Source organism: Serpentinimonas maccroryi (assembly GCF_000828915.1).
Taxonomy (GTDB): domain Bacteria; phylum Pseudomonadota; class Gammaproteobacteria; order Burkholderiales; family Burkholderiaceae_C; genus Serpentinimonas; species Serpentinimonas maccroryi.
In genome coordinates, this window is the sequence record NZ_AP014569.1 from 541,783 (window position 1) to 553,100 (window position 11,318).

Annotated in this window: 14 protein-coding genes; 10 read left to right on the forward strand and 4 right to left on the reverse strand. The window is 67.1% G+C overall.

The genetic code is table 11. The annotated features are described in order from the left end of the window. Positions 1-19 precede the first annotated feature (19 nt). The 5 genes from queF (at position 20) to SMCB_RS02480 (ending at position 2,988) form a co-directional block, all read left to right on the forward strand. Entirely contained in the window at positions 20-889 is an 870-nt protein-coding gene (gene queF, locus SMCB_RS02460; protein WP_045534804.1) for an NADPH-dependent 7-cyano-7-deazaguanine reductase QueF, read from the forward strand. Between the two features lie 76 nt (positions 890-965). Continuing rightward, positions 966-1,235: a type II toxin-antitoxin system ParD family antitoxin gene (locus tag SMCB_RS02465; protein ID WP_045534807.1), complete on the forward strand. Its 270-nt coding sequence runs from the start codon at positions 966-968 to the stop codon at positions 1,233-1,235. Beyond that, positions 1,235-1,528, forward strand: coding sequence for a type II toxin-antitoxin system RelE/ParE family toxin (locus SMCB_RS02470; RefSeq protein ID WP_045534808.1), 294 nt, complete (start codon positions 1,235-1,237; stop codon positions 1,526-1,528). Before SMCB_RS02465 ends, SMCB_RS02470 begins: the two co-directional genes overlap by 1 nt. A gap of 99 nt (positions 1,529-1,627) precedes the next feature. Beyond that, the gene (locus tag SMCB_RS02475) at positions 1,628-2,332 is read left to right on the forward strand and encodes a CoA transferase subunit A (protein ID WP_045534809.1); all 705 of its coding nucleotides are present in this window, start codon (positions 1,628-1,630) and stop codon (positions 2,330-2,332) included. 17 nt (positions 2,333-2,349) lie between these two features. Then, the gene (locus SMCB_RS02480) at positions 2,350-2,988 is read left to right on the forward strand and encodes a 3-oxoacid CoA-transferase subunit B (protein WP_045534811.1); all 639 of its coding nucleotides are present in this window, start codon (positions 2,350-2,352) and stop codon (positions 2,986-2,988) included. A gap of 36 nt (positions 2,989-3,024) precedes the next feature. On the opposite strand, the gene recJ is transcribed toward SMCB_RS02480, so the two are convergent. Continuing rightward, the gene (recJ, locus tag SMCB_RS02485) at positions 3,025-4,761 is read right to left on the reverse strand and encodes a single-stranded-DNA-specific exonuclease RecJ (RefSeq protein WP_045534812.1); all 1,737 of its coding nucleotides are present in this window, start codon (positions 4,759-4,761) and stop codon (positions 3,025-3,027) included. Between the two features lie 149 nt (positions 4,762-4,910). On the opposite strand from recJ, the gene SMCB_RS02490 reads away from it, so the two are divergent. From SMCB_RS02490 to soxZ, 5 genes are all read left to right on the forward strand, one after another. Continuing rightward, entirely contained in the window at positions 4,911-5,570 is a 660-nt protein-coding gene (locus tag SMCB_RS02490) for a class I SAM-dependent methyltransferase (protein ID WP_144400238.1), read from the forward strand. 153 nt (positions 5,571-5,723) lie between these two features. Beyond that, positions 5,724-6,974 carry a lipoprotein-releasing ABC transporter permease subunit gene (locus SMCB_RS02495; protein ID WP_045534814.1) on the forward strand — a complete coding sequence of 417 codons (1,251 nt, stop codon included), beginning with the start codon at positions 5,724-5,726 and terminating at the stop codon, positions 6,972-6,974. Further along, positions 6,967-7,671, forward strand: a complete 705-nt coding sequence (gene lolD / locus SMCB_RS02500; protein ID WP_045534816.1) for a lipoprotein-releasing ABC transporter ATP-binding protein LolD — start codon at positions 6,967-6,969, stop codon at positions 7,669-7,671. The genes SMCB_RS02495 and lolD overlap by 8 nt, the downstream gene beginning before the upstream one ends. Positions 7,672-7,821: 150 nt before the next feature. Next, a complete protein-coding gene (gene soxY / locus SMCB_RS02505) occupies positions 7,822-8,274 on the forward strand; it encodes a thiosulfate oxidation carrier protein SoxY (protein ID WP_045534818.1) in 453 nt (150 codons plus the stop codon). Between the two features lie 88 nt (positions 8,275-8,362). Then, positions 8,363-8,677: a thiosulfate oxidation carrier complex protein SoxZ gene (gene soxZ / locus SMCB_RS02510; protein ID WP_082027183.1), complete on the forward strand. Its 315-nt coding sequence runs from the start codon at positions 8,363-8,365 to the stop codon at positions 8,675-8,677. 6 nt (positions 8,678-8,683) lie between these two features. On the opposite strand, the gene SMCB_RS02515 is transcribed toward soxZ, so the two are convergent. From SMCB_RS02515 to SMCB_RS02525, 3 genes are all read right to left on the reverse strand, one after another. Beyond that, positions 8,684-9,838: an alpha-hydroxy acid oxidase gene (locus SMCB_RS02515; RefSeq protein ID WP_045534821.1), complete on the reverse strand. Its 1,155-nt coding sequence runs from the start codon at positions 9,836-9,838 to the stop codon at positions 8,684-8,686. A 133-nt stretch (positions 9,839-9,971) separates the two neighbouring features. Continuing rightward, positions 9,972-10,664 carry a VC0807 family protein gene (locus SMCB_RS02520; RefSeq protein WP_045534823.1) on the reverse strand — a complete coding sequence of 231 codons (693 nt, stop codon included), beginning with the start codon at positions 10,662-10,664 and terminating at the stop codon, positions 9,972-9,974. A gap of 5 nt (positions 10,665-10,669) precedes the next feature. Further along, positions 10,670-11,212, reverse strand: a complete 543-nt coding sequence (locus tag SMCB_RS02525) for a bacteriohemerythrin (RefSeq protein WP_082027184.1) — start codon at positions 11,210-11,212, stop codon at positions 10,670-10,672. Positions 11,213-11,318 lie beyond the last annotated feature (106 nt).

The following is an 11,318-nucleotide window of genomic DNA, read 5'->3' on the forward strand; positions in this document are numbered from 1 at the left end:
GCATAGCCCCATCCAGCCGATGTCGTCCACCTGCCCACCGCCCGATCAGTCCCCGCAGCCCCTGCTGCTCGGCCAGCCCACCGCCTACCCCGAGCGCTACGACCCCACGCTGCTGTGCCCGCTGCCGCGTGCGCCCAAGCGCGCCGAGCTGGGCGTAGGGGCCACCTTGCCCTTTCTGGGGGCCGATCTGTGGACGGCTTACGAGCTCAGCTGGCTCAATGCGCGCGGCAAGCCGCAGCTGGCGATCGTGCATTTCACCGTGCCCTGCGAGACGCCGCAGCTGATCGAGAGCAAATCGTTCAAGCTCTACCTCAACAGCTACAACCAGAGCGTGTTCGACAGCGCCGAAGCGGTGCAGCAGCGCCTGCGCCAGGATTTGACCGAGGCGCTGTGGCGCGGCAGCGAGCGCAGCGGCGGCGTGGGCGTGCGCCTGCTGCGCCCGGCGCAGTTTGGTCAGGAGCGCTTGCAAGCGCTCGAGGGCCTGAGCCTGGACCGACTGGATGAGGAGTGCAGCGACTACGAGCCCGCCCCGCAGCACCTGCAGGCCGACACCAGCCAAGCCGTGGTGCAAGAGGTGCTGACCAGCGACCTGCTCAAAAGCAACTGCCCCGTGACCGGCCAGCCCGACTGGGCCAGCGTGCAGATCGCCTACAGTGGGGCACCGATCGACCAAGCAGGCCTGCTGCGCTACCTTGTGAGCTTCAGGCAGCACACCGGTTTTCACGAGCAATGCGTGGAGCGCATCTACCTCGACATCTGGCAGCGCTGCCGCCCGCTCAAGCTCAGCGTCTATGCGCGCTACACGCGCCGCGGCGGGCTCGACATCAACCCCTGGCGCTGCAGCCACCCGCAGCAGCCGCCCGAGCCGGTGCGCACGGCGCGCCAATAGGGTGGGGTGGCTGGGTCTTGACAAGGACCTGTGCGTTGGATTTAACAACATTTGTTAACAGTTAGGAGAATCTGCGATGCCGACCAGTGTGGCCCTCAGCCCCCATTTTGAAACCTTCATCCGCCAGCAGGTAGAGGCGGGCCGCTTCAACAACGCCAGCGAGGTGGTGCGCGCTGGGCTGCGCCTGCTCGAAGAGCGCGAAGCCGAACAAGCCGCCAAGCTGCAGGCCCTACGCGAGGCGATTGCCGTGGGCTTGGCCAGTGGGCCGTGCCTGTCAGAGGCGGAGGTTTTTGACCGCCTAGAGGCCAAGTTTCTCGCGCTGGCCGAAGCGGCCGAAAGAGTTTGATGCAATTGGTGTTTTTGCCCAAGGCCGAGCAGGATCTGGAGGCCATCGGTGACTACATCGCGCTAAACAACCCACGCCGTGCCGCCAGTTTTGTGCGCGAGTTGCAAGCGCAGTGCCGCAAGCAGGCCAAGTCGCCCAAAGCCTACAGGCCACGGCCAGAGCTCGGCAAAGGTCTGCGCTCATGCGCCCACGGCAACTACCTCATTCTCTACGCAGAGAGCGACCGACTGGTGCAGATCGTGCGCATCCTGCACGGCGCGATGGATATCGAGGCGCAGTTTGCAGAAAACTAAAAAATCAGGATCAGGCCACGAACTCCCGTGCAGCGGCATCGGCCCTAGCCCCGCAGCCCCCGTACAATTCGTGCCCATCAACTACACACAGGAGCGTGCATGAACAAGGTCTATCCCAGTGCGGCGGCGGCGCTGCAGGGCGTGGTGGCCGATGGGCAACTGATCGCGGTGGGCGGCTTTGGCCTGTGCGGCATCCCCGAGGCGCTGATTGACGCGCTGCGCGACAGCGGCGTGCGCGACCTGACGGTGATCTCCAACAACGCTGGGGTCGATGGCTTTGGCTTGGGCAAGCTGCTCGAGACGCGCCAGATTCGCAAGATGATTTCGTCTTATGTGGGCGAAAACAAAGAATTTGAGCGCCAGTATTTGGCCGGCGAGCTCGAGCTCGAGTTCACCCCGCAGGGCACCCTGGCCGAAAAACTGCGCGCTGGTGGCGCCGGCATCCCGGCGTTTTTCACCAAAACCGGCGTCGGCACCCTGGTGGCCGAGGGCAAAGAGCTGCGCGACTTCGACGGCTCCACCTATGTGATGGAGCGCGCCCTGCGGCCCGACGTGGCGCTGGTCAAGGCCGACGTGGCCGACCTGTCGGGCAACCTGCGCTTTCACCTCACGGCGCGCAACTTCAACCCGGCCGCGGCCATGGCCGGCAAGCTGTGCATCGTCGAGGTCGAGCGCATCGTGGCCACCGGCGACATCGCCCCCGACGACGTGCACCTGCCCGGCATCTACGTGCACCGCATCGTGCACAACCCCACGCCCGAAAAGCGCATCGAAAAGCGCACCACCCGCGACCGCAAATTCTGACACTGCAGGAGCCCCTCATGCCTTGGACCCAAGACCAGATGGCCGCCCGCGCGGCGCAAGAATTGCACGACGGCTTTTACGTCAACCTAGGCATCGGCATCCCGACGCTGGTGGCCAACCACGTGCCCGACCACATCGAGGTCTGGCTGCAGAGCGAAAACGGCATGCTCGGCATCGGCCCCTTCCCCTACGAGGACGAAGTGGATGCCGACCTGATCAACGCCGGCAAACAGACCGTGACCACCATCAAGGGCTCGTCGATCTTTGGCAGCCACGACAGCTTTGCCATGATTCGCGGCGGCAAGATCAACCTCTCGATCTTGGGCGCGATGCAAGTCACCGGCAGCGGCGATTTGGCCAACTGGATGATTCCGGGCAAGATGGTCAAGGGCATGGGCGGCGCCATGGACTTGGTGGCCGGCGTGCCGCGCGTGGTGGTGCTGATGGAGCACGTGGCGCGCAAAAAAGACGGCAGCACCGACCTGAAAATCATCCCGCAATGCACCCTGCCGCTCACCGGCAAGGGGGTGGTGAACCGCATCATCACCGACCTGGGGGTGATGGACGTGACCCCTGAAGGCCTCAAGCTGGTGGAGCTGGCCGAGGGCGTGACCCGCGACGAAATCCAGAGCAAAACCGGGGTGCCGCTGCTCTGAACCTTTGGGGGCGGGCTGCTCCACGCCGGGCCCCCATTACGTCTCGGCGGCTTCGATCAAAAAACGCAGACGGCGGCGCCCCTGCCACTCGTCGGCGTCTAGCCGGTAGGCCAGCCGGGCGCGCGCAGGCAGCGTTTCGGTGCGGCCAAACCAGATGCCATCGACCGGCTCGCCGCCGTGGCGCAGCTTGAGCGCGAGGTGTTTTTGCCCCAGCAGGCGTTGCGACAGCACCTCGAGCTCTTCGCAAAACAGCGGCGGGGCAAAGCCCTGGCCCCAAACCTGCTGCTGCAGCGAGTCGCACAAGTCCAGGCGGCGGTACTGGGGCTCGAGCGCGCCGTCGGTCTCGAGGCGCTGCTGCAGGGTGGCGGCGTCGAGCCATTCGCTGCCGATCTGCTCGAAGGCGGCGGCAAAGGTGGGCAGCTGATCGGCGGCAATGGTGCAGCCGGCCGCGGCAGCGTGGCCACCAAAGCGCAGCAGCACGCCGGGGTGGCGCTTGGCGATCAAATCGAGTGCGTCGCGCAAGTGAAAACCCACGATCGAGCGCCCCGAACCCTTGAGCGTGCCCGACTGGTCGGCGGCCTGGCTGGGCGCAAACACGAAGGTGGGGCGGTGCAGCTTGTCTTTGAGCCGCGCCGCCACGATGCCGATCACGCCTTCGTGAAAGGCGCTGTCGTACAGGCACAAAGCCGGCGGGGTGGCGGTGTGGGTGGTGCAGCGTTCTTCGGCCAGTTGCAGCGCCTGCTCGCGCATCTCGCCCTCTAGGCTTTTGCGCTGGCGGTTGATGGCGTCGAGCGTTTGCGCCAGCTCGGCTGCGCGCGCCGGGTCGTCGCAGCTCAGGCATTCGATGCCCAGCCGCATGTCGCTCAAGCGGCCGGCGGCGTTGATGCGCGGCCCGAGGGCGAAGCCAAGGTCGAAGCTGCTGGCCAAGGCGCTGCGCCGGCCGGCGACCTCAAACAGCGCCGCCAGACCGGCGGGCATCTGCCCGTTGCGGATGCGCTTGAGGCCCTGCGCCACCAGGCGCCGGTTGAGGGCGTCGAGCCGCACCACGTCGGCCACCGTGCCCAGCGCCACCAGCGGCAGCAGCGGGTCGAGGCGCGGCTGGTTGCTGGCGCCAAACAAACCGCGCGCACGCAGCTCGGCGCGCAGCGCCAGCAGCACATAAAACATCACCCCCACCCCGGCCAGCGCCTTGCTCTCGAAGCCGCAGTCGGGCTGGTTGGGGTTGACGATGACGCAGTCTTTGGGCAGCGCCACGCTGCCGCCGATCACGGCGGGCAGGTGGTGGTCGGTGATCAGCACTTGCAGGCCCAGGGCGCGCGCGTGCGCCACGCCTTCGACGCTGGCGATGCCGTTGTCCACCGTCACCAGCACGTCGGCCCCACTGGCGTGCACGCGCGTGGCGATGGCGGGCGTCAGGCCATAGCCGTCTTGCACGCGGTCGGGCACCAAGTAGTCGGCGCGGCTCCAGCCCAGCGGTTGGCCCAGCAGGCGCAAGCCGCGCAGGGCCAGCGCGCAAGCGCTGGCGCCGTCGCAGTCGTAATCGGCCACGATGCAGATGCGCTCGCCCGTTTGCAAGGCATGGGCCAGCAGTCGCGCGGCGTCGGTGCAGCCGCGCATCTGCTCGGGTGGCGGCAGCAGGGCCAACTGGTCGTCGAGTTCGTCGGGGGAGCGCACGCCGCGGCCAGCGTATAGGCGCGCCAGCAAGGGGTGGATGCCGGCTTGTTCGAGCGCCCAGATGGCTCGAGGCGGGGCGTCGCGCAGGGTGATTTTCAAGCTTGGGGCCAAATAGAGGAGGGGAGGGCGCCATGCCACGGTTTTGCCATGCAAGCGTCAAATGTCTTTCACACAGCAGCGCTAGCATCGATAAAGCTTCAGCCGCTGGCTGATCGTTGATTGCTGTTTTACATCAAGGCCCAAACCCCATGCAACCCATACGTGCCCGCGCCACCAGCGCCGATCATACCGCCGCCTCTGGCCCGAGCACAGCGCTGCCCCACAGCAGCCATGCCAGCACGGCGGCCGGTCGGGCGTGGGTGTTCTTCAAGCGCTGGCTGGCCAACCCGCTACAAATGGGCTCCATTGTGCCCTCGTCGGACGCGCTTGGCAGCTTGGTGGCCGCAGCGGTGCACCGCGGCCCCGACGGCATGGTGCTCGAGCTGGGCGCCGGCACCGGGGCCCTCACGGCGGCCATGATCCGTGGCGGCGTCGGCCCCGAGCGCTTGATTGTGGTGGAAATCGTGCCCGAAATGGCCGAGGTGCTGCGCCGAACCTACCCCGGGGTCACGGTGATCTGCGGCGACGCCTGGAGCCTGCCGCAGTTGCTCGGCCTGCAAGCGCTGGGGCGCATCGGCAGCGTGGTCTGCGGCATCCCCATGGTGTTGCTGCCACTCGAGCGCCAGCAGGGGCTGATCGACGCCATCGAGGCCGTGGCCCCCGGCCGCGGCTTTCTGCATTACTCGTACTGCGTCACCTCGCCGCTGTCGGCGCACAAGCTGGGCCTGCAGGGCAAGCGCGAAGCCTGGACGCCGGCCAACTTTCCGCCGGCCTCGGTGTGGCGCTACACGCCGCAGGCGGCGCGTTGAGCGGCTGAGCGGGCGAGCTATCCGATCGCCCCTGACAGTTAAAGCGGCCATGCCCTGCTCATGCGGCAGCCCTTTGCGCTAACATAGCCTGCTTTCATCCTCTCCCGCTTCGTTCCCGCCTAGGGCGGCCGGCCCGGACCCGCTCTCGACTTCATGCAGCTTCCCTACGAACTCCGGCTCGGCTGGCGTTACACCCGCGCTGGCCGCTCCAGCCGGCGCAACGGTTTCATCTCCTTCATCAGCGGCGTGTCGATGTTGGGCATTGCGCTGGGCGTGGCGGCCTTGATCATCGTGCTCAGCGTCATGAACGGCTTTCAGACCGAGGTGCGCGACCGCATGCTGGGCGTGCTGGCGCACGTCGAGGTGTTCGCGCCCGGTGAGCAAGCCATCCCGCACCTGGATCTCACTTTGAGCGAGGTGCGCGCGCACCCCGAGGTCATCGGCGCCGCGCCCTTCATCGCCGCGCAGGGCCTGCTGGCTTGGGGCGACACCATGCGGGGCGCGCAGATTCGGGGCATCGACCCGCTGCTCGAGCCCGAGGTGACCGAACTGGCGGCCGAGCAGCAGGCGCTGGCGCAGCTGCAGCCGGGTGCCTTTGGCGTGGTCCTGGGGGCGGCGCTGGCGCGCAACCTGGGCGTGGGGCTGGGCGATGCGGTGACGCTGATCGTGCCCAGCGGCCAGCTCACGCCGGCGGGGGTGATGCCGCGCATGCGCCAGCTCACGGTGTCGGGCCTGTTCGATTCGGGTCACCACGAGTTCGACTCCACCCTGGCGTATCTGCACTACCAAGACGCGGCGCGGCTGTTTCGCCTCGAAGGCCCCACCGGGGTGCGGCTCAAAATCCGCGATCTGCACCAAGCCCCCGAAGTGGCCCTGCAACTGGCGGCCACGCTCAGCGGCGACCTGTTTATCCGCGACTGGACGCGCGTCAACCGCACCTGGTTTGCCGCCGTGCAACTGGAAAAACGCATGATGTTCATCATCCTGACGCTGATCGTCGCGGTGGCGGCGTTCAACCTCGTCTCGACATTGGTGATGACCGTGACCGACAAGCGCGCCGACATCGCCATTTTGCGCACCCTGGGGGCGAGCCCGGGCAGCATCATGGCCACCTTCATGGTGCAAGGGGCGCTGGCCGGCCTGATCGGCACCGCGCTCGGGCTGCTGCTCGGGCTGGGGGTGGCGTTCAACGTCGATACCCTGATGGCGGGGCTCGAGCGCCTGCTCGGCTTTACCCTGCTGCCACCCGAGATTTACCTCATCACCACCTTGCCCAGCGACCCGCGCAGCGCCGACATCGTGCCGATCGTGCTGATCGCGCTGCTGCTGGCTTTTTTGGCCACCATTTACCCGAGCTGGCGCGCCAGCCGCGTCAACCCCGCCGAGGCGCTGCGCTATGAGTGAGCAAGCCCAAACGCCCGTGGTGCTGGCCGCGCAGGGGCTGGTCAAGCGCTTTCGCGAAGGGCCGATCGACCTCACCGTGCTGCAAGGCGTCGATCTGCAAGTCTGCGCCGGCCAGACGCTGGCTATCGTCGGCGCCTCGGGCTGCGGCAAGAGCACGCTGCTGCACCTGCTCGGCGGGCTCGATGCGCCCAGCAGCGGCGCGGTGCAGCTCTGCGGCCAGGCGCTGCACCAGTTGGGGCCGGCGCAGCAAGGGCAGTTGCGCAACCGCCATCTGGGGTTTGTCTATCAATTCCACCACTTGCTGCCCGAGTTTTCGGCGCTCGACAACGTCGCCATGCCGCTGTGGATTCGGCGCGAGCCGCGTGCGCAAGCGGCCGAGCAGGCCGCGCACTGGCTGGCGCGCGTGGGGCTGGCCGAGCGCACCCAGCACCGCCCAGCCGAGCTCTCGGGCGGCGAGCGCCAGCGCGTGGCCTTGGCGCGCGCGTTGGTGACCAAGCCGGCGTGCGTGCTGGCCGACGAACCCACCGGCAACCTAGACCGCACCAGCGCCGGTACGGTGTTCGAGCTCATGCTCGATCTGGCGCGCCAGCAGGGCACGGCCTTTGTGGTCGTGACCCACGACCCGGAGCTGGCGCGGCGCTGCGACCGGGTGTTGCAGATGCAGGGTGGGCGCTTGCTGCCGCTGGGCCCAGCGTAGAGCCTGCGCTACCGTTGCCCAGCTGCACTACCGCTGTCTTGCGCTCAAGCCGCCAGAACCCTGTGGCGTAGCGATGGCAATCCACTGAACTCAGTCGGATATTTTGAATCGAATATAAAATCTAGGTTCTTTATTCAGAAAGATGAAGCCGTGAAAGCGAATCGTCGCACTGCAATCAAGACCGGTGGCGCCTTGGCGTCTTTGGTCGCGCTGGGCATTGTCACCGCCCAGCAAGCCCACGCCGCGGGTCGGCCGGGCTTTGAGGCGCGCACCCTGCAAGACGCCCTGCGGGCCGTGGGCGGCGTGCCAGCCCCGAGCAACCAAATCCGCGTCACCTCGCCCGATATCGCCGAAAACGGCGCTTTGGTGCCGGTGGGTGTTTCCAGCATCTTGCCCGGCGTCACCGAATTGTTCATTTTGGTGGAGGACAACCCGTTTCCGCTGCTGGCTGCGTTCACCCTTGCGCCGGGCACCGAGCCCGAGGTGCAGATCCGCATCCGCATGGGCCAAAGCAGCAACATCGTGGCCGTGGTGCGCTCCAATGGGCAGCTGTTTTCGGCCACCAAGAGCACGCGGGTGACCTTGGGCGGCTGCGGCGCCTGATCGCAAAGCCCGCGCAAAGTCCGCATAAAGCCCACACCCCACCCACCCACCCCGCGCCACAACCTTGCAGTCATAGGAGCCAGCAGCCATGTCCACCCGACCGATGCGCATCCGTGCCACCGAAGAAGCCGGCCTGACCACCGTGCGCGTGCTCATGGAACACCCGATGGAAACCGGCGTGCGCCGTACCGCTGACGGGGCCCCGATCCCCTCGCACTACATCACCCTCGTAGAGGCCACCCACAATGGGCGCGCCGTGCTCAGCGCGCAGTGGGGCACGGCGGTGGCGCAAAACCCCTTGCTTACGTTTCGCTTCCGGGGCGCCGCCAAGGGCGACCGGGTGGCGGTGCGCTGGACCGACAACCGCGGCGGCACCCGCACCGACGAAGCCGCGATCGCCTAAACCGGCTCAAGCCACCGGGTAGGTGCCGGGCAGCAGGATGGAGCGGTCCACGGTGTCGATGTCGGTGTGGCCCGTAAAGGCCATGCTGATCTCCAGCTCTTTCTGGATCAGCTCCAGCACCTTGCTCACGCCGGCTTGGCCTTGGGCCCCCAAGCCATAGAGGAAGGCGCGGCCGATGTAGGTGCCACGAGCGCCCAATGCGCGCGCTTTGAGCACGTCTTGGCCGCTGCGGATGCCGCCGTCCATGTGCACCTCGATCTGCGAGCCCACGGCCGCTACGATCTTGGGCAGGGCGTGGATGCTGCTCTCGGCGCCGTCGAGCTGGCGCCCGCCGTGGTTGCTCACGATCAGCGCGTCGGCCCCCGATTGCACCGCCAGCCGGGCATCGGCTTCGTCTTGTATGCCCTTGAGGATCAGTTTGCCGCCCCAGCGCTGCTTCACCCACTCGACGTCGGCCCAGCTCAGGCCGGGGTCAAACTGCTGCGCCGTCCAGGCGCTGAGCTGCGACATATCGCTCACGCCCTTGACGTGGCCGACGATGTTGCCAAATTGGCGCCGTTTGGTGCCCGCCATGCCCAGACACCAGCGCGGTTTGCTGAGCAGGTCGAGCACGCTGGCCACGGTGGGTTTGGGCGGGGCCGAGAGGCCGTTTTTGAGGTCTTTGTGGCGCTGGCCCAGAATTTGCAAATCCAGCGTGAGCACCAGCGCCGAGCAGCCGGCGGCCTTGGCGCGGTCTATCAGGCGCTCGATGAAGTCGCGGTCGCGCATCACGTAGAGCTGAAACCAGAAACCAGGCCCGGCGTGCTCGGCCACGTCTTCGATCGAGCAGATGCTCATGGTCGAGAGCGTGAACGGCACGCCGAAGGCGCGCGCGGCGCGGGCGGCGAGGATTTCGCCGTCGGCGTGCTGCATGCCGGTCAGGCCGGTGGGGGCGAGCGCGACCGGCATCGCCACCTCCTGGCCGATCAGGGTGCTGCGGGTGCTGCGGCCCTCCATGTTGACCGCCACGCGCTGGCGCAGCTTGATGGGCACGAAGTCGGCCTCGTTGGCGCGGTAGGTGCTTTCGGTCCACGAGCCGCTGTCGGCGTAGTCGTAAAACATGCGTGGCACGCGCTTTTGGGCCAAGCGGCGCAGGTCTTCGACGCAGGTGATGACGGTCATGGGCGGGTCTCCTGTGAGTGATCCCGCATGGTAGCGCCCGGGGGCAGCAAAGGCCGCCCTAGGCGATTGAAAAGCGGCTGCTGGGGCGTGAAATATGGCGCTGCTGTCGCGCTGGAGGGCTTACTTGGGTGGCTTACTGCGCCGTGTGCAGGCACTCGGTCAGCTTGAGCCCGGTGAGCTGGTGGATGGCGCGCCCGATGTAGTAGAGCACGAGCAGCATCATCAGCGTGGCCGGGATGGCGATCATGGGGTAGCTCAGGAGCGTGAGGCGCCCGAGCTCTTCGTTGAAGGCGGTGGTGCCGGCCGGGCTGACCACGATCCAGCGCGCCAGAATGAAGTTCATGGTGGCCGAAAAGAAGAAGGTGGCGCCCAGCATCCAGGTGGCGCGCAGCAGGCGGGCTTCAAATTCGGCTTGGGCACCGCGCAGCTGCAACTGCGCCTGCACGCGCTCGACATCGATCAGCCGCGGGTGGTAGAGCACGGTGCGGATGAGCGGGTAGCGGGTCCAGGTGGAGCCGATGACCACCAAACCGATCAGGCCGGGGATGGCGGCCTCTTTCACGGCCAGCCAGAAGGCGTCGAGCTCGAGCAGCCCGATGCCGCCGGTGAGCCCGATGCTGACCAAGCCCAGCACGGCAAAGGGGTTGATGCGGCTTTGCAGCCACAGGTCGCGCGCGCCCCAACCGAGCGGAAAAGCCAGCGCCAACAGCAGCGCGTTGACGGGCCCGAGGTCTTCGGGGCCGCTGAGCTGCATCAGGATGATCGACGGCACGATGACCGCGATCAGGACCTCGGTCAGGGGGCTGGTGGGTTTGCGCTCGGTCATGGGGCTTAGCTGCAGCTGATGCTGCCGCAACCGCTCATGCTCGCCGGGCGCACCCGGGAGGGGTCGGGCAGGGTTTCGGTTTGGGTGTCGAATTGCAGCGCTTGCAGGTGCTGCGCCAGCCCGGCGTCCATGCTCTGCGCGTGCAGGGGCAGCCACTCGACCAGCGCCTCGGCCATGCGGGTGATGATGCTGCGGTCGCCTTGGTGGAAGTGCGCTTCGACGGCGATGAGGGTGTCGAGCACGCTTTTGTGCTGCAGGCTGTGGCAGTTGTCGGCGGTGAAGCCGCTGGCCAGCATCCAGCGGTCTTCTTGGGCGAAGTGCTCGGTGGTGTGCGCGAGCAGTGCGCGGTAGGGTTCGAGCTGCTGCTCAGGCGGCAGGGCGCGCAGGCGCGCCAGCATCTCCACCATTTCTTGGTGCGTGGCGTCCATGCGCGCATCGCCCGTTTGCAGCGCCTCGGACCACTGCAGATCGGGCACGGGCGGGAACTCGCGTGCGGGCGCCGTGGGGGTTGCTGGGCTGGTGGTGGGCTCTAGGGTGGCGGTGTTCATAGCTTTGCAGGATAGCGCCGGCTGATGGCACAGGCCTTGAATCGCATCAAATGCCTGAGTCCTGCAGCCGGATTAAGTTCAGAAAGCGCCAAGCGTGGGGGTAACC

Bases quoted from the DNA above. Each gene is read 5' to 3' on its own strand.
- queF (WP_045534804.1), top strand. From the start codon at position 20: ATGTCGTCCACCTGCCCACCGCCCGATCAGTCCCCGCAGCCCCTGCTG.
- SMCB_RS02465 (WP_045534807.1), top strand. From the start codon at position 966: ATGCCGACCAGTGTGGCCCTCAGCCCCCATTTTGAAACCTTCATCCGC.
- SMCB_RS02470 (WP_045534808.1), top strand. From the start codon at position 1,235: ATGCAATTGGTGTTTTTGCCCAAGGCCGAGCAGGATCTGGAGGCCATC.
- SMCB_RS02475 (WP_045534809.1), top strand. From the start codon at position 1,628: ATGAACAAGGTCTATCCCAGTGCGGCGGCGGCGCTGCAGGGCGTGGTG.
- SMCB_RS02480 (WP_045534811.1), top strand. From the start codon at position 2,350: ATGCCTTGGACCCAAGACCAGATGGCCGCCCGCGCGGCGCAAGAATTG.
- SMCB_RS02490 (WP_144400238.1), top strand. From the start codon at position 4,911: ATGCAACCCATACGTGCCCGCGCCACCAGCGCCGATCATACCGCCGCC.
- SMCB_RS02495 (WP_045534814.1), top strand. From the start codon at position 5,724: ATGCAGCTTCCCTACGAACTCCGGCTCGGCTGGCGTTACACCCGCGCT.
- lolD (WP_045534816.1), top strand. From the start codon at position 6,967: ATGAGTGAGCAAGCCCAAACGCCCGTGGTGCTGGCCGCGCAGGGGCTG.
- soxZ (WP_082027183.1), top strand. From the start codon at position 8,363: ATGTCCACCCGACCGATGCGCATCCGTGCCACCGAAGAAGCCGGCCTG.
- SMCB_RS02515 (WP_045534821.1), bottom strand. From the start codon at position 9,838: ATGACCGTCATCACCTGCGTCGAAGACCTGCGCCGCTTGGCCCAAAAG.
- SMCB_RS02520 (WP_045534823.1), bottom strand. From the start codon at position 10,664: ATGACCGAGCGCAAACCCACCAGCCCCCTGACCGAGGTCCTGATCGCG.
- SMCB_RS02525 (WP_082027184.1), bottom strand. From the start codon at position 11,212: ATGAACACCGCCACCCTAGAGCCCACCACCAGCCCAGCAACCCCCACG.